The sequence below is a fragment of the Scytonema millei VB511283 genome (genome assembly GCF_000817735.3).
Taxonomy (GTDB): domain Bacteria; phylum Cyanobacteriota; class Cyanobacteriia; order Cyanobacteriales; family Chroococcidiopsidaceae; genus Chroococcidiopsis; species Chroococcidiopsis millei_B.
In genome coordinates this window covers 287,829-302,340 of the sequence record NZ_JTJC03000002.1, presented here as the reverse complement: position 1 = coordinate 302,340, position 14,512 = coordinate 287,829, and the positions used below count along the sequence as shown (strand labels likewise).

Here is a 14,512-nt window from a genome sequence, read left to right as displayed (position 1 = left end):
TCGTGTGGTTACGCTATACCTGCTACATCCACAACAATCTCAGCCCCTGCAACAATGGCAATTCGAGGATGCGTCAATTATTCGTATCGGTCGCGCCCCCGACAACGATGTAGTTTTGGCAGATCCCCTAGTTTCCCGCCATCATTTACTGCTCCAGCGGCAAAATGGAGAAGATTCATCGAGTCATGTTTGGCAGCTGATCAATCAGGGGACGAACGGGACTTTTCTGGATGGTGTGTTAGTCTCGCAAAGCGCGATCGCTGATGGGTCGATAATTCAACTAGCAAAAGGTGGTCCTACTCTCAAGTTTCAATTTCAACCTCCCAGTACCAAAGCCAGAGAGAAGACTTGCACTCATAGCGGTAATTCGCCACAGAACCTATTCTGCATTCACTGCGGTCAGCCCCTTTCAGTACAGCAGACGATTCACCAGTATCAGGTGTTACGTATTTTAGGACAGGGGGGAATGGGAACGACATATCTTGCTTGGAATCCCAGCCAGAAACAGCATTTGGGAAATAATTCAACTCGTCAGCCTCAGCCCCAATTACTCGTCCTGAAGGAAATGAATGCTGAAATTGCCAAGGTTGCCAAGGCACAAGAACTGTTTGAACGGGAAGCTAATGCCTTAAAGCATCTAAACCATGTCGGAATTCCCAAATATTACGATTTTTTCGTCGAAGATGGGAAGAAATACTTGGCGATGGAGCTGATTCACGGTCAAAATTTAGAGCAGATAATTTATAAATACGGTCCTGTCACCTCAGCCAAAGCGATTGATTGGATGCTGCAAGCGTGTGAAATTTTAGACTACATTCACAGCCAAGAGCCACCGCTAATTCACCGCGATATTAAACCCGCTAATTTGATGTTGCGATCGCTCGATAATCGGATTGTAGTGCTAGATTTTGGCGCTGTGAAAACGGGTGGAACCGCTTTTGTGACGCGGATTGGGGCTGAGGGATATTGCGCCCCCGAACAAGAACGCGGACACCCATTAATTCAGTCTGACCTTTACGCGATCGGACCTACTTTAATTTTTTTGTTAACAGGCGAAGCGCCGTATAAATTTTATCGCTCTAGTAGTAAAGGCTATCAATTTCAATTAGATGGTATACCAAATGTGACTCCCGAATTGCAGGCAGTCATTACAAGGGTGACAGAGACTAAACCTAGCGATCGCTACGCCACGGCTAAAGAACTGGCATTAGCACTGAGCGAGTGTCACCGCTCTAGAAATTTGCACGCACAAAATAAGCCCGCTGGTGCAGACTAAATAGTAAAGTAGCCTGCGCAGGTAGGCTTTGTTTGTATGCGCCTCAGACCTGATAGTCTGAGGGCAAATTTTATTTAATGCGGACAGATCTATTCTTCGTCCCAAGCTTCTACCGATAGCAGTTCGCTGACGGGATCTTGCATGGAAAAGCCAAAATCCGTTAATTCCTGTTTCCAATAAGACCATTCATTACCAAATACGAGGGCAATTTTCCAGATACTATCTGTTGGTCTGACAATTTTGGATTCTACGAGCGAACGGATCTGGTGCTGGAACTTCACCATTGGGTGAATAACAGGCTGAGCCATAAGTTTTACTTAGATTTTCAATTGAGTTTGCTAAATACCTAACCTGAAACGCTTCCGAATTTTGATTAACACCGATGCGTGGAGTTTTTCTTCGGCGCAGAAGCAATTCTCTACTCTTGTACTCTACCACAAATGATTTGGCAAGTACCTTGACAATTGTTATTGGTTCGGGAATTACTACTGTGCCAGATGAGTAACTGGAATGCAGGGAAGTGACATTAGACGCTGGAAGCGATCGGTTGTTCTTAGCTATGTAAAATATCATAACAATAATTGCCGCTCTTTGATGCAGTACGGTTAATTAGTACTAGGCGATCGCCCCAGAGTTAGACAAAAATTCGCTGTAAATTTAATACGAAACCTGGCAGCACATCTTCACCGGATAAAGTTAAAGGAGCTAGCAAAACTTCTACTGGTTGTCCCAGATGGTAAATTTCAACTTGGCGATCTTGGGGATTAATTAACCAACCCAAACGCGCACCATTATCCATATATTCCTGCATTTTAATTTGCAGCTCTTCCAGAGCATCGGTAGGGGAGCGTAACTCGACGACAAAGTCAGGACATAGGGGAACGTAACCATCTTGCTGTTGTTGGCTCAAAGCCTCCCAGCGCCGTCTTTCTACCCAAGAAGCATCAGGAGAACGTTTTGCACCATTTGGCAGCACGAACAAGACGTTGGAATCAAACCCTTCTCCCAAATTCAAGTTTGCTTCTACCCAATTGCCTAATTGTTGAGTCAGGTTCAAGTTTTTCCGACTAGATGTTCCTCCTGTGGGTGGCACAACAATTAAATCTCCTGCTGCCGTTTGTTCAAAATTCCACTCTGGATTAGCTCGAACGATGCGATCGAACTCTGCATCCGAGAGTTTTAATGAATTTATCATCAGGCTGCTGTTCATATCTGTAGATCTACAGACAATGCATTTTGTTCAAATCTATCATCAACATCGATCTTATACCAGCAAGAATCCAGATTGTTCTAGCAAATGAAGTTAAAAAGGCGATCGCCACATTGTGCTGCAAAATCGTCTTAATTTTCTCCTCTAGATCTAGTAGATCCTGCTCGATAACATCCCCAATAATCTTGAGGTCAATGCCACTCAAATAGTCATGTACTAGAATATTTCTGAAGCCTGAAATACTGCGCTACTCAATCTCGGTTGCCTTTGCTTTCAAATCCTCAGAAAGGCGTTGTGTCGATTCTGCCAAGGTTTGTAAGCGACGAAGAGTAGCATCTTGTATCATTGTGTTAGTGAAAAATGCTTCTCTTCCTGAGGCTGTGTAGTCTCTGATTCGCTCTATACAATCGCCGATCTATTTTAGATAAACTCGGTCATTGGTCATAGTGGCACTGCTTCTTGGAGAACCTGTTCTCGAATTAGCTGATGCAGCCCATTTTCTATAACGATATCAACCTTATAGCCTAACAAATCTTCCAGATCGGCTAATAAGTCGCCAGGAAACCAACGGCTGTGGTTTTCTGCTACATTGATTAACAGATCGATATCGCTGTTTTCTAAAGCTTCCCCCCGCGCTACCGAACCAAAAACTCGTACATTGTAGCAGAGTGCGATCGCGCGTTCTCTAGTAAAATACATCTTTTTCTTAAACAAGTATTAAGTATTGAAGCCTCTTCCCGTAGATTTACTGAATTAAGACTTTGTTAATTGGTAAGTGAATTAGATCTCTCCGTGAAATTGCGCTTGAGTAACCCACAGAGGTAGCGTTAAATAGCTATGTCAAGTTGCTAAATCTACTTAACTAAAAACTTTTGGTAATAACTAGTAATGGAGGCGATCTCTCTTACATGCAAAGTGGGTAATTTAGAGCTATCTTTTACCCATGCTTGTATGTCTAGAAAGAAAATTGAACGGATAGTTGCAATTATATCGATTGTTGCATTTGGTGGCTCTATGATATCTGGAGTGGCATACGCCATCAACACTGCAATGAAACAAACTCAAGAAACTTCTCAACAAGCAATTGTGGATGTGGAATCATCGAAGCCATTGCTCAATTCTCAGCTAAAGCTACAAGAAAAAGAGTATGAAATAGTTTTGAAACAAGAACCAGATAACAAAGTTGCACTTGAAGGATTGGTAGAAGTAAGGATTCAAATGCAAAATTTTAAAACTGCAATCCAATCTTTAGAAAAGCTAATTCAACTGGATTCTACCAACCAGGAATATAAAAAGTTGTTAGTCAAGTTAAAACAGCAAATTAAAAAGAGCGATCGCTAATTTAATCTTTCTTTGGAAGTTCAACTTTTAACTCACCTCCTGGTGTCATGAGTACTTTGCCTCCCAAGGCTTGAATATGATGGATTGCTAACTTGCGGGCGCGATTGTCAAATGCGTTATTTAAAACCATTGTCCAAGCACTAATTTGAGCTGATTTACTCAACGGATTTTTCTCAATAAATTGAGCCGTGCGTTGAGAAATTGCTGCTACATTTTTACTTTCAACATCAGAATAAGTATTCGCCCACTGTGCTGCTATTTTAAAGGATTGCTTAGCTGCTTGAGGATTTCCTAAAAATAATAACTCGTCTGTTCCTTTATAACGCCAGATGTAATAAGACTGAGATGGAAGTTTTGGAGAAAGATACTTTAAGCCTTGGTTCATCAAAGCTATAGTTCGCTCTGGCATTCCTGCATATAGAGTTGTGCTGCTAGAAAGGAAACGATAAGCATCTAAAAAATATGGATCGTGCTTTAAAATCACTTCAAAATATTCGGGGCTAAGAGCATAATCAGTTTTTGCGCGGTCGGCTTCAGCTCCAAAGTATTGAAGGAAGTTGAGAAATGTCCAATCAGCAACTAAGTTACTAAAACCAAAGCTAGGTAATTTACCCATTGTCATGAGTTGTAACTTTTCTGACTTTATTTCTCTTTGAAGGTCTGCTAACGATACAGTATTTGTCTTATTAGTTAATCGGTTTAGTTGAGGTACTTGAATAGCCCTAACTGCTGCTATACATAGTAGAATGACTACGGATGTACCAAGAACTTGATTTAAATTCTGGCGAAATATGCTAGCCATATTTACCTGATAACATTATCTGTGATTTCAAGTTTATTTGTTATTGTATTCTAATTTGGTTAGAAGCGTCACAAGCATTAGCGCTAACTGGGTTTCCTGGTAATCCGAGATTAGGAGTAGTGACTTCGCATAGGATTACTTGAGTCAATCCTACTGATGTGAATACACCACCAGCGTATCCTTTTAAATTAGCCTGTTGCGCTTGTGCTTTATTCGTCACATCTGCATCTATCGCTGTAATAGATGTAGCTGCGTATCTATAGTTAACACTATTTTTAATACCAATACCTAGTTTATTAATAGCGGTAGCACCGCCAGCAGTATCCTCAGCAAACTCCTGATTTTCAAAATAGTATGCTTGCTGAGAGCGGTTCATCGCACCAATATTATTTTTGGCTTCTGATTGTCGAGCTTTAACGGTTTGGTTGAGAAAAGAAGGCAAAGCTATAGCTGATAAAATTCCAATAATTATAATAACGACAAGTAACTCAATTAGAGTAAAGCCCGAATTTTGCTTGTTACTAATTTTTAGAAATAATTGCAGAGCTATAAATTTGTTTTTCACTTAAGTAAATACCTTGTACTTGAAGTATGGAATTATGTATAGTCAAGCATAGTTTACCCAGATAAAAATTAGTTTATATACTGAAATGCTGAAAATTTATAATATTCATAAAATTGCTAAGTTATTACTAATTGTTTTAATTGATGTGCGAGAGAAATGACAGACTAACTCTACTAGAAAGTTTACATTTCTAAGTGACGTAAAAAGCTAGTATGACTTTTAAATACTAGTATAACTTTTAAATACGAACATCTATAGTTGTATTTGTTGATAAATAAATTTTACTGCAAAATAAAAAGAGGGGGAAGAAAAACTCTCCCCACCTCAAGTAAAAAGATTAATTTGAGTTTAGCAGACCTAATTAACCTCCAACTTGCTTTGAAGTAGCAGCATCACATGTAGGTACAGCACCAGCAAGTGCAGGATCGGCGGCTGTGTCAGCACCTGCAACCGCTTCTTCAGCAGCAGTATTAGCCTCGCATAAGACTGTTGGGGTTTGTCCACCTGTGCTAAAAACACCACCAACATGACCCTTGAGATCTTTATTTTTAGACCTAGCTCTGTTTATAACATCAGTTGTAACAGTAGTGGCAGTTACTCTATAAGCAAAGTTATTAGAGTCTTTAATACCAATACCTAATGCTGCAATAGCACTACCATCACCAGCAACAGTATCCTCAACAAACGCCTGATTCTCTAGATAGTAAGTTTGCTGTGCTCGGTTCATCGCACCAAGATTTGTTTTGGCTTCCGATGCACGAGCTTTAGCAGATTGGCTAAGGAAAGAAGGTAATGCAATCGAGGACAGAATACCGATGATGATGACAACAACGAGGAGTTCGATTAAAGTGAAACCTGCATTTTGCTTTTTGTTCTTCAGCAGGTTTTGCAGTAATTTAGCTTTCAATTCGGATTTCATGAGAGTAGTCTCCTTTAGGGGGTGAAGTGTGTGGCTCATTGCCTTGTTACAAGTAACTTACCCTCGCCCAAATCAGATCATGTCACCTATTTTCAAAATTCAGTGCTTATACACAGTTTTAGCCGAGAAGGTGAAAACTTCATATTGTTTTAATATAACTTTATTCTAGATTGCGTGAATTTTACGTAGAGGGGCGAATAGAATTCGCGTCTACACAGACAAAACCCGCCTTCGCGGGTTTCAAACGCGATCGCCTAGTGGTGAGGAGGAATGCGATCGCCTGTTGGTAAAGTGGAAATGCGATCGCCTTGTGGTGAAGTAGAAATGCGATCGCCTTGTGGTGAAGTAGAAATGCGATCGCCTGTTGGTAGAGTCGGGATGCGATCGCCTGTTGGTAGAGTCGGGATGCGATCGCCTAGTGGTGAGGAGGAATGCGATCGCCTGTTGGTGTTTACGCCATAAATCTGACATGGGAAACTTGGATTGCCGAAATCCTCTCATTTTGGGAGGATAGAAGCGGTATCAACTGAAGTTAGAAAAATTTCTCATTTCTTGAAATAAAGATGCACTTGATTGCTATTAGCCGACTGCGGGCTGATGTTGCTCAGTACCCCGATGTCAGCAAGCAAATTGAAGCCTGGTACGCTACGGTGAAAAGTGCGAAGTGGAGCAGTTTGGAAGATGTTCGAGCTATTTATCGAGATGCGGAAGCAGTCGGCAACTTTACCGTGTTTAACATTAAAGGAAATGCCTATCGCTTAATTGTAGGAATCGATTACGAAGACGGCACGATTTATTACAAATACTTTCTCACACACGCCGAGTATGACAAAGACAAATGGAAAAATGACCCCTACTTTTGATGCAACAACCTATAGTAACCTACTTGCCCAAGCTGCTCCAAAAGTGATTGAAACGGAAGCGGAATACGAGCGGATGCTTGCCCTAACAGAGCAATTGCATTTTACTAAGAATCGCACAGTGGAAGAACGAACTCTTTACAAGCTGCTAGTGACACTGGTGGAATTGTATGAGTCCGAACATCACCCGATTCCAGAGTCGAAACCTCATGAAGTCCTGCAACACATAATGGCAGCAAGTGGAATGCGGCAAGCCGATTTAGTCGGGATAATTGGCTCTAGTGGTGTAGTTTCAGAAATTGTTAATGGTAAACGAGCGATTAGCAAAGCTCAAGCAAAAATCTTGGGTGAGCAATTTAAAGTCTCACCTAGCCTATTCCTCTGATAATACTCTGCCACCTAAAGGTAGGAAGTGGGAATGCGATCGCCCGAGCGATCGTTTGTAGCAAAGGTGCAATCGCACCTGTTGATGTAGTAGAAATGCGATCGCCTGATGGGGAAGTAGAAATGCGATCGCCTGATGGGGAAGTAGAAATGCGATCGTCTCTGGGTGCAGTAGGGATGCGATCGCGTCAAAACTAACTCATTAGAATATGCATAGGATGTTGGGTAGGAGAGCAAGATGAATACATCTATTCTGGATTGCGTGGTTGAGCAATTGAAAGATATGCCTGAGAATTTACAGCAGCAAGTGCTTGAATATGCGCGTGCTTTAGCAGGTTCAAAAATTCAAGGTGTTCCAGGTCAGCAACTACTGCGTTTTGCAGGCGCACTACCAACGGACGACATACACCTAATGCGGGAAGCTATCGAACAAGACTGCGAGCAGGTTGACACCAGTGAGTGGTAAATATCTGCTGGACACTAACATCATCATTGCACTCTTTGCCGATGATGTAGCGGTCAAAAGCAATCTTGCACGAGCAAATGAAGTCTTTGTTTCGAGTATTGCCATTGGCGAGCTGTATTATGGTGCAAGACGATCGAGCCGCTCAAAAGAGAATTTAGAACGGATTGATGAGTTGGTAGCCACTACTGCTGTACTTGGATGTAATATACAAACCGCTCGTTATTACGGAGAAGTTAAGAATAAATTGCGGCTTAAAGGCAGACCATTACCTGAAAACGATATCTGGATTGCAGCACTTGCGCTTCAGTATAATTTGACATTAGTTACACGCGATGCTCACTTTCAAGAAGTTGAAAACCTTCAAATAATCGCTTGGTGAGAAATTGCAAGGCACGATCGCCCTTTAGTAGAGTCGGGATGCGATCGCCTGTTGGTAGAGCAGAAATGCGATCGCCCTTCGGTGAAGTGAGGATGCGATCGCCTGTTGGTAAAGTGGAAGTGCGATCGCCCTTTAGTAGAGTCGGGATGCGATCGCTTGTGGGATGTATCGATAGCGGTTTTCAATTGGGTGAAATACACAAACTGTAGGGACGCACAGCTGTGCGCCCCTACAGTGTTATATATGCGATCGAGAATTGCTGTAAAGAGAATGCGGTTCTTTAGCTAACGCAATACAATATTGAGACAATCATCACACTAGAAACTTATGCAAATTCAAATTGCTTTACCGGATGATGTCGCCCATTCTTTAGAGACAAAATGGGGCAATTTAGAACGGAAATTACTAGAAATGCTGGCGATCGCAGCTTATCAAGAAGGCTCTATTAGTGCTGGAAAAGTGCGGGAATTGCTGGGGATGTCTACTCGTTTAGAGGTCGATGCGTTTCTCAAAGAAAAGGGTGTATACCTGCACTACGATGAGGCTGACTTTGAACAAGATATACAAACCATGCGGAGGCTAGAGCAAGAGGGGCAGCTAAAACGGTAATGATTGTTGTTTCGGATACCTCGCCTCTGTGCTACTTACTACTGATTGAAGAAGTTGAAGTTTTACCGCAGTTATTTAATCGAGTGATTATTCCTCCAAAAGTACGCGATGAGTTATTAGCACCTGCTGCACCCCTAGTTGTTCGAGAGTGGACAGCACAGCCTCCAGAATGGCTGGAGGTGCAAGCCATTACAGGTGAAATTAATCCAGCCTTGAATCAGTTAGATTTGGGAGAGCAGGAAGCCATTACCCTAGCTCTTGAACTGAAAGCAGATTTAATTTTGTTAGATGACTTGGCAGCAAGACGCATAGCAGCCCAGTTCGAGCTAGAGATTGTTGGCTTGCTGGGTATTCTTGGCTCTGCGGCAGAGAAAAGAAGAATTGATTTTTCTACTGCAATTGAGCGGTTGCAACAAACCACATTTCGAGTTTCACCAAAATTGATTCAGTCTCTTTTGCAGCAGTACCAAAAGGACGAGCAACCATAATTCGTCTGAACTACAACTTTAGAAAAGCGATTTTTTAATAGCGCGATCGCCTGTTGGTAGAGTAGAAATGCGATCGCCCTTTAGTGAAGTAGAAACGCGATCGCCTGTTGGTAAAGTGGAAGTGCGATCGCTTGCACAAGAATAACGATGCTTAGTCCAGTAACTCAGTCTTCTTCTGCCCTGCTCTCAGGTCGAGAGATGAGTTCCCCATAAACGGCTTGCTCTGCATCCCATGTTTCTCGCGCATGTTCTGGAACCATGTTTCGTTGGATGCCTCTTGCCAACCGATGTGTATACTTGCCTCGCACTCCACCTCGAAAATCGTACTCATCACGTAGGTCTAAATCTGAGTTAGTCTTTTCATCTTGGGAAGGTTTAGGTACTTTCTTCGTAGGTTCTGCGTTCATAACCTGTAGCTCTTCGGGCGCTGATGATACGAATATTGTCCCCCCGATCGACGAATACGACAACCAACAGCCGTCCTCGGTTGGAAGAGCCGATAATTATATATCTCTGTTCGCTCTGCGAATGGTTGGGATCGTCAATCGAGATCGAAAGTGAGTCGAGAAATACTGTTGTGGCTTCTACAAACGAGATATTATGCTTAACTAAATTCTGCTGCGCCTTGTTTTCATCCCACTCAAAGCCCTCAATCATCTAAAAACTGAATTCCTCAACACCATTTCGTGTTAAATCGGGTTTAACACTCCAGACTAATTATGTCAGACAACGCTAATGTAAAAAACAAATTGCACCTTGTGGTGAAGTAGGAGTGCGATCGCCTGTTAGTGAAGCGGAAATGCGATCGCCCTTTGGTGTAGCCGGGATGCGATCGCTCATGACTTCTGTGTGTACAATGTCCGTATAAAGAACATAATTGCAAGCGAAGCTGAGCTAAGTCATCGCTATGTCAGACAAAACCAGAATAAAAGATAACAGAATCGATCTGCGGGTAACTCAAGAACAAAAGGAGCTATTGGAGCGTGCAGCTACCCTAAAAGGAGTTTCTGTAAGTGCCTACACCTTATTGCACGTTCTACCAGCTGCTAAACAGGATGTAGACTCTCATGAAAGGCTAGTACTATCAGACCGCGATCGCGATCTATTTATGTCAGTGATGGAAAATCCACCCGCACTGAAGGGAAAGCTGAAATCTGCGATCGCTCGATATAGAGAAAAGTATGGAGAGTGATGTCGAGAGGCGATGGAATTTTTTGCCCATAGATAAGAAGTACCAAAGAGATTCCTTTGATTGCGGTTATCCCGTATTAAACGAATATTTGAAAAAATATGCCCGACAAAATCATTTGAAGGGAATAGCTAAAACTTTTGTAGCAGTCTCTACATGTGGAGGGTTGAAAGTTGATGGCTACTACACCATCAGCTCCAGTGTCATAGAATATGAATCTGTGTCAAATGAGTTCAAGCGTCAAATACCTGCTTATCCGATTCCCGCAGTATTGATAGGTAAGTTAGCTGTAGATAGAGCGGTGCAAGAACAAGGTTTGGGTAGAGAACTTTTAGTAAATGCCTTATTCCGTGCCGTGCGAGCCTCTCAGGAAATAGGCATATATGCAGTGAGAGTTGATGTCCTAGATTTGATAGCAAAGGCATTTTATCTTAAGCACGAGTTTATTCCCTTTCAAGATAACGAGCGATCGCTCTTTCTACCAATAGAGACTATTTTGAGGGGGTTTGATTGAGAAGAGAAAGTGGGCGAATTGAATTCTATACAGGCAAAACCCGACAAGCGCGGGTTTCAAATGCGATTGCCTCTTGGTAGAGTGGGTAAGTGCAGGAGTCCGAGAACTCCGCTAAGCTATGATAATGCTCCATCAGGTTTCTGCGATCGCGTCACCACAAAAATAATTATATTTCTTCTAAAATAAGTTATTCAGCCTAAAATACAATTCATCAGCTTGGTGCAGATTGACTCGTCGAACATATGGCAATTTTACACTGTAATTGGATCGAAAAAGAACAGCAAAGCTATCTATTTGTTTGGGGTGAAGTTTGGCGTTCTTTAGTAGGAGATATCGAGATAAACTCGGCTACAGACGTTCCCGTTCACCCTTTAGCAATGACAGCTCACGAACTATTAGAATGGTGGCGTGGCTCAGATATTGCCATTCCTAAATCTTTATCTCTATCCGAGCAAAAGCAGGGGCGATCGCCGAAAAATAGCGAAATCTTACCAATTGACCTACCAACTTTAAGCCAAACTATTGCTTTACCAAGCATAGAAACTCAGCAACAGAAAACAATCTTGGTTCGTCCGCTGTATTCTGTTCCAATCGCTGAAGAAACCGACGAGCAAGAAATCACAAAAACTCAAGTTTTATATCCGTGGGAAGTTGAAGGGTTTTATCTAAAACCGCAAGAAGCGATCGCCTTTTTAACATCACTACCTTTAGCCGTCGATCGCCCAGAAAACTCATGGATAGGAGGCGATTTACGTTTTTGGTCGCAAGTAGCGCGATGGAGTTTAGATTTACTCAGTCGAGGCAAATTTGTTCCTACTTTAAGCCAAGAAAATCACGATCCTAACAACATTATTGCTCGTTGGCAATCGCTCCTCGACAGTGCGATCGATTCCTCACGGTTGGCAAAGTTTGCTAAAGCAATGCCTGCGATTTGTTGTTCTTATCAGAATACAACAATTTTAGGGGCGCACGGCTGTGCGCCCCTAAAAATCAAATTTCCATCGCCGCCACAAGAATTAATCTTAGATTTTCTCAACAGTACAATTGACGCACAAGTCAGAGCGAACGCGCAGCAAAATGTGCAAAATAATTCTTTACCAACCGTACCTTCACCTCTTAAAGAATGGTTGCAAAGTTTAACTGCTGACGCAAAAATACCAGCAGAACCAGCACAATTAGAACGCCTAGAAGCGATCGTCAAAGCTTGGACTGCACCAATCCAATATCAATTAGAAGGGCGAAGTCTATTTCGGACTTGTTTCCAGTTATCTCCTCCAACTGAAGGTAAGAATAATTGGACTCTAAGTTACTATCTACAAGCAGTAGACACGCCCGAATTTATCATTGATGCAGCCACAATTTGGCAGCATTCAGTTACTAACTTAGAATATCGCGAGCGCACGATTTCGCAACCGCAGGAAACTTTACTAAGGGGTTTAGGATTAGCTTCAAGACTTTATCCTCTAATTGCACCCAGTTTAGAACAACCATTTCCTCAATCTTGTAGCCTCAATCCCCTACAAGCATACGAATTTATTAAATCAGTCGTATGGCGATTTGAGGATAGCGGTTTGGGTGTGATTTTACCCTCTAGTTTAGAGCGCGAGGGTTGGGCAAATCGTTTAGGATTAAAAATTAGTGCTACGACTCCGAAAAAAAGCGATCGCTTGGGATTGCAAAGCTTACTGAATTTTAAATGGGAATTGGCGATCGGCGGGCAAACTTTATCGAAAGCAGAATTCGATCGCTTGGTGAAGTTAAATAGCCCCCTCGTAGAAATTAATGGTGAGTGGGTGGAATTGCGTCCCCAAGATATCAAAACCGCCCAAGCTTTCTTTACAGCGCGTAAAGATAAGTTGAATTTAAGTCTGGAAGATGCTTTGCGATTGAGTACGGGCGACACGCAGACGATTGAAAAGCTTCCTGTCGTCAGTTTTGAAGCATCGGGGGCGCTACAAGAATTAATGACAGCGCTGACAGATAACCAAGCGATCGCGCCTTTAGCCACGCCAGAGGGCTTTCGCGGCGAATTGCGCCCCTATCAAGCACGGGGTGCGGGGTGGTTGAGTTTCCTCGAACGCTGGGGCTTAGGTGCGTGTCTGGCGGACGATATGGGACTGGGAAAAACGATCCAGTTCATCGCTTTTCTACTTAATCTCAAGCAACAAAAAGCATTAGAAAAACCAACTTTACTAGTTTGTCCTACTTCTGTATTGGGGAACTGGGAACGGGAGGTGAGAAAATTTGCTCCGCAGTTAAAAGTTTTCATGTATCACGGCGATAAAAGACCAAAAGGCAAGACATTTGAGCAAACTGTCACAGGTAAGGATTTAGTTATTACCAGCTATGCTTTGATACAGCGCGATGTAAAAACTCACCAAAGTGTTTCTTGGCAAGGGATTGTTTTAGATGAAGCGCAAAATATCAAAAATTCTGAAGCTAAGCAATCTCAAGCAGTGCGTCAGTTAGAAGCCCAATTTCGCTTTGCTTTGACGGGTACGCCGGTAGAAAATAGATTGCAAGAATTGTGGTCAATTCTAGATTTTATCAATCCTGGTTATTTAGGACAACGGCAATTCTTTCAACGACGATTTGCAATTCCAATTGAGAAATATGGCGATGCGGCTTCTTTAAAAACATTGCGATCGCTAGTTCAGCCTTTTATTTTGCGGCGACTCAAGAGCGATCGCAGTATTATTCAAGATTTGCCTGAAAAACAGGAGATGACTGAATTTTGTGGTTTATCTCCCGAACAGGCAAAACTGTACGAACAATTAGTTGAAACATCCTTAGCTGAAATTGATGCTGCTGATGGAATTCAACGCCGAGGAATGATTTTAGCTTTGTTGGTGAAATTAAAGCAACTGTGCAATCATCCCGGGCAATTCTTAAAAGAAACAACACTCAAAGAACCGCAGCGATCGAGCAAACTCATTCGGCTACAAGAGATGTTAGAAGAAGCGATTTCAGAAGGCGATCGCGCTTTAATTTTCACTCAATTTGCAGAATGGGGAAAATTGTTAAAACCGCATTTAGAACAAAAGTTAGGTCGAGAAATATTTTTCCTCTATGGTAGTACTTCCAAGAAACAAAGAGAGGAAATGATCGATCGCTTCCAGCACGATCCGCAAGGACCACCCGTGATGATTTTATCTCTCAAAGCCGGGGGAACTGGATTAAATTTAACACGGGCAAATCATGTATTTCACTTCGATCGCTGGTGGAATCCAGCCGTAGAAAATCAAGCCACAGATCGGGTATTTCGGATCGGACAAACTCGCAATGTTCAAGTTCACAAATTTGTGTGTACGGGGACGTTGGAAGAGAAAATTAACGACATGATTGAAAGTAAAAAAGCCTTAGCAGAGCAAGTAGTAGGTGCAGGTGAAAATTGGTTGACTGAATTAGATACAGATCAATTGCGACAATTACTCGTGCTAGAACGCAATGCTGTTATTGAAGAAGACGAAGAGCAGTCATAGGGTGCGTTAAAACGCATTTAGCATTAAG

General features: G+C 42.3%; 21 protein-coding genes and 1 pseudogene. 13 read left to right on the top strand and 9 right to left on the bottom strand.

Features of this window, described 5'->3' with window-relative positions; translation table 11 throughout:
• Window positions 1-4 precede the first annotated feature (4 nt).
• Window positions 5-1,276 (top strand): protein kinase domain-containing protein, encoded by a 1,272-nt coding sequence (locus QH73_RS09055; RefSeq protein ID WP_052290177.1) that lies wholly within the window; start codon window positions 5-7, stop codon window positions 1,274-1,276.
• An 89-nt stretch (window positions 1,277-1,365) separates the two neighbouring features.
• Here QH73_RS09055 and QH73_RS09050 read toward each other — a convergent pair whose 3' ends face one another.
• The 4 genes and pseudogenes from QH73_RS09050 to QH73_RS09035 form a co-directional block, all read right to left on the bottom strand.
• Window positions 1,366-1,584, bottom strand: a complete 219-nt coding sequence (locus QH73_RS09050; RefSeq protein ID WP_015154334.1) for a DUF4327 family protein — start codon at window positions 1,582-1,584, stop codon at window positions 1,366-1,368.
• 326 nt (window positions 1,585-1,910) lie between these two features.
• Entirely contained in the window at window positions 1,911-2,471 is a 561-nt protein-coding gene (locus tag QH73_RS09045; protein ID WP_132866843.1) for a Uma2 family endonuclease, read from the bottom strand.
• A 25-nt stretch (window positions 2,472-2,496) separates the two neighbouring features.
• Window positions 2,497-2,889, bottom strand: a pseudogene (locus tag QH73_RS29315) (HepT-like ribonuclease domain-containing protein).
• Between the two features lie 38 nt (window positions 2,890-2,927).
• On the bottom strand, window positions 2,928-3,185 hold the full coding sequence (locus QH73_RS09035) for a nucleotidyltransferase family protein (RefSeq protein ID WP_039716685.1): 258 nt from the start codon (window positions 3,183-3,185) through the stop codon (window positions 2,928-2,930).
• A 252-nt stretch (window positions 3,186-3,437) separates the two neighbouring features.
• Between QH73_RS09035 and QH73_RS09030 the strand changes: the two genes are divergently transcribed.
• Window positions 3,438-3,827 (top strand): tetratricopeptide repeat protein, encoded by a 390-nt coding sequence (locus tag QH73_RS09030; protein WP_039717688.1) that lies wholly within the window; start codon window positions 3,438-3,440, stop codon window positions 3,825-3,827.
• 1 nt (window position 3,828) lies between these two features.
• Here the strand turns inward: QH73_RS09030 and QH73_RS09025 are convergent, their stop codons facing one another.
• The 3 genes from QH73_RS09025 to QH73_RS09015 all read right to left on the bottom strand — a co-directional run bounded on the left by QH73_RS09025 (window position 3,829) and on the right by QH73_RS09015 (window position 6,113).
• The gene (locus QH73_RS09025; protein ID WP_039716686.1) at window positions 3,829-4,629 is read right to left on the bottom strand and encodes a hypothetical protein; all 801 of its coding nucleotides are present in this window, start codon (window positions 4,627-4,629) and stop codon (window positions 3,829-3,831) included.
• Window positions 4,630-4,669: 40 nt separating this feature from the next.
• Entirely contained in the window at window positions 4,670-5,194 is a 525-nt protein-coding gene (locus QH73_RS09020) for a type IV pilin-like G/H family protein (RefSeq protein WP_052290178.1), read from the bottom strand.
• Window positions 5,195-5,555: 361 nt separating this feature from the next.
• Window positions 5,556-6,113 (bottom strand): type IV pilin-like G/H family protein, encoded by a 558-nt coding sequence (locus tag QH73_RS09015; protein WP_039717690.1) that lies wholly within the window; start codon window positions 6,111-6,113, stop codon window positions 5,556-5,558.
• A 270-nt stretch (window positions 6,114-6,383) separates the two neighbouring features.
• On the opposite strand from QH73_RS09015, the gene QH73_RS09010 reads away from it, so the two are divergent.
• From QH73_RS09010 to QH73_RS08975, 8 genes are all read left to right on the top strand, one after another.
• Complete coding sequence (locus QH73_RS09010) at window positions 6,384-6,575, top strand: hypothetical protein (protein ID WP_132866841.1); 192 nt, start codon at window positions 6,384-6,386, stop codon at window positions 6,573-6,575.
• Between the two features lie 101 nt (window positions 6,576-6,676).
• A complete protein-coding gene (locus tag QH73_RS09005) occupies window positions 6,677-6,976 on the top strand; it encodes a type II toxin-antitoxin system HigB family toxin (RefSeq protein WP_039716687.1) in 300 nt (99 codons plus the stop codon).
• Window positions 6,960-7,358 (top strand): helix-turn-helix domain-containing protein, encoded by a 399-nt coding sequence (locus tag QH73_RS09000; RefSeq protein ID WP_039716688.1) that lies wholly within the window; start codon window positions 6,960-6,962, stop codon window positions 7,356-7,358. Before QH73_RS09005 ends, QH73_RS09000 begins: the two co-directional genes overlap by 17 nt.
• Before the next feature lie 237 nt (window positions 7,359-7,595).
• Complete coding sequence (locus tag QH73_RS08995; protein WP_039716689.1) at window positions 7,596-7,823, top strand: hypothetical protein; 228 nt, start codon at window positions 7,596-7,598, stop codon at window positions 7,821-7,823.
• A complete protein-coding gene (locus QH73_RS08990; RefSeq protein ID WP_039716690.1) occupies window positions 7,813-8,202 on the top strand; it encodes a type II toxin-antitoxin system VapC family toxin in 390 nt (129 codons plus the stop codon). The genes QH73_RS08995 and QH73_RS08990 overlap by 11 nt, the downstream gene beginning before the upstream one ends.
• A complete protein-coding gene (locus QH73_RS08985) occupies window positions 8,199-8,411 on the top strand; it encodes a hypothetical protein (protein WP_132866840.1) in 213 nt (70 codons plus the stop codon). The genes QH73_RS08990 and QH73_RS08985 overlap by 4 nt, the downstream gene beginning before the upstream one ends.
• Window positions 8,412-8,529: 118 nt before the next feature.
• Complete coding sequence (locus tag QH73_RS08980; RefSeq protein WP_039716691.1) at window positions 8,530-8,811, top strand: UPF0175 family protein; 282 nt, start codon at window positions 8,530-8,532, stop codon at window positions 8,809-8,811.
• Window positions 8,811-9,299 (top strand): PIN domain-containing protein, encoded by a 489-nt coding sequence (locus QH73_RS08975; RefSeq protein ID WP_039716692.1) that lies wholly within the window; start codon window positions 8,811-8,813, stop codon window positions 9,297-9,299. Before QH73_RS08980 ends, QH73_RS08975 begins: the two co-directional genes overlap by 1 nt.
• Before the next feature lie 164 nt (window positions 9,300-9,463).
• On the opposite strand, the gene QH73_RS08970 is transcribed toward QH73_RS08975, so the two are convergent.
• Together QH73_RS08970 and QH73_RS08965 are read right to left on the bottom strand one after the other, a co-directional pair.
• Window positions 9,464-9,706: a hypothetical protein gene (locus QH73_RS08970; protein ID WP_132866839.1), complete on the bottom strand. Its 243-nt coding sequence runs from the start codon at window positions 9,704-9,706 to the stop codon at window positions 9,464-9,466.
• The gene (locus tag QH73_RS08965) at window positions 9,675-9,956 is read right to left on the bottom strand and encodes a BrnT family toxin (protein ID WP_039716694.1); all 282 of its coding nucleotides are present in this window, start codon (window positions 9,954-9,956) and stop codon (window positions 9,675-9,677) included. The genes QH73_RS08970 and QH73_RS08965 overlap by 32 nt, the downstream gene beginning before the upstream one ends.
• 250 nt (window positions 9,957-10,206) lie before the next feature.
• On the opposite strand from QH73_RS08965, the gene QH73_RS08960 reads away from it, so the two are divergent.
• The 3 genes from QH73_RS08960 to QH73_RS08950 all read left to right on the top strand — a co-directional run bounded on the left by QH73_RS08960 (window position 10,207) and on the right by QH73_RS08950 (window position 14,484).
• Window positions 10,207-10,491: a type II toxin-antitoxin system TacA family antitoxin gene (locus QH73_RS08960; RefSeq protein ID WP_039716695.1), complete on the top strand. Its 285-nt coding sequence runs from the start codon at window positions 10,207-10,209 to the stop codon at window positions 10,489-10,491.
• Window positions 10,481-11,002, top strand: a complete 522-nt coding sequence (locus tag QH73_RS08955; RefSeq protein WP_052290180.1) for a GNAT family N-acetyltransferase — start codon at window positions 10,481-10,483, stop codon at window positions 11,000-11,002. Before QH73_RS08960 ends, QH73_RS08955 begins: the two co-directional genes overlap by 11 nt.
• Window positions 11,003-11,244: 242 nt before the next feature.
• A complete protein-coding gene (locus QH73_RS08950; protein ID WP_039716696.1) occupies window positions 11,245-14,484 on the top strand; it encodes a sll1366 family intein-prone helicase in 3,240 nt (1,079 codons plus the stop codon).
• Window positions 14,485-14,512: the final 28 nt, after the last annotated feature.

Bases quoted from the DNA above. Each gene is read 5' to 3' on its own strand.
- QH73_RS09050 (WP_015154334.1), bottom strand. From the start codon at position 1,584: ATGGCTCAGCCTGTTATTCACCCAATGGTGAAGTTCCAGCACCAGATC.
- QH73_RS09045 (WP_132866843.1), bottom strand. From the start codon at position 2,471: ATGATAAATTCATTAAAACTCTCGGATGCAGAGTTCGATCGCATCGTT.
- QH73_RS09035 (WP_039716685.1), bottom strand. From the start codon at position 3,185: ATGTATTTTACTAGAGAACGCGCGATCGCACTCTGCTACAATGTACGA.
- QH73_RS09030 (WP_039717688.1), top strand. From the start codon at position 3,438: ATGTCTAGAAAGAAAATTGAACGGATAGTTGCAATTATATCGATTGTT.
- QH73_RS09025 (WP_039716686.1), bottom strand. From the start codon at position 4,629: ATGGCTAGCATATTTCGCCAGAATTTAAATCAAGTTCTTGGTACATCC.
- QH73_RS09015 (WP_039717690.1), bottom strand. From the start codon at position 6,113: ATGAAATCCGAATTGAAAGCTAAATTACTGCAAAACCTGCTGAAGAAC.
- QH73_RS09010 (WP_132866841.1), top strand. From the start codon at position 6,384: ATGCGATCGCCTGTTGGTAAAGTGGAAATGCGATCGCCTTGTGGTGAA.
- QH73_RS09005 (WP_039716687.1), top strand. From the start codon at position 6,677: ATGCACTTGATTGCTATTAGCCGACTGCGGGCTGATGTTGCTCAGTAC.
- QH73_RS09000 (WP_039716688.1), top strand. From the start codon at position 6,960: ATGACCCCTACTTTTGATGCAACAACCTATAGTAACCTACTTGCCCAA.
- QH73_RS08995 (WP_039716689.1), top strand. From the start codon at position 7,596: ATGAATACATCTATTCTGGATTGCGTGGTTGAGCAATTGAAAGATATG.
- QH73_RS08980 (WP_039716691.1), top strand. From the start codon at position 8,530: ATGCAAATTCAAATTGCTTTACCGGATGATGTCGCCCATTCTTTAGAG.
- QH73_RS08975 (WP_039716692.1), top strand. From the start codon at position 8,811: ATGATTGTTGTTTCGGATACCTCGCCTCTGTGCTACTTACTACTGATT.
- QH73_RS08970 (WP_132866839.1), bottom strand. From the start codon at position 9,706: ATGAACGCAGAACCTACGAAGAAAGTACCTAAACCTTCCCAAGATGAA.
- QH73_RS08965 (WP_039716694.1), bottom strand. From the start codon at position 9,956: ATGATTGAGGGCTTTGAGTGGGATGAAAACAAGGCGCAGCAGAATTTA.
- QH73_RS08960 (WP_039716695.1), top strand. From the start codon at position 10,207: ATGTCAGACAAAACCAGAATAAAAGATAACAGAATCGATCTGCGGGTA.
- QH73_RS08955 (WP_052290180.1), top strand. From the start codon at position 10,481: ATGGAGAGTGATGTCGAGAGGCGATGGAATTTTTTGCCCATAGATAAG.
- QH73_RS08950 (WP_039716696.1), top strand. From the start codon at position 11,245: ATGGCAATTTTACACTGTAATTGGATCGAAAAAGAACAGCAAAGCTAT.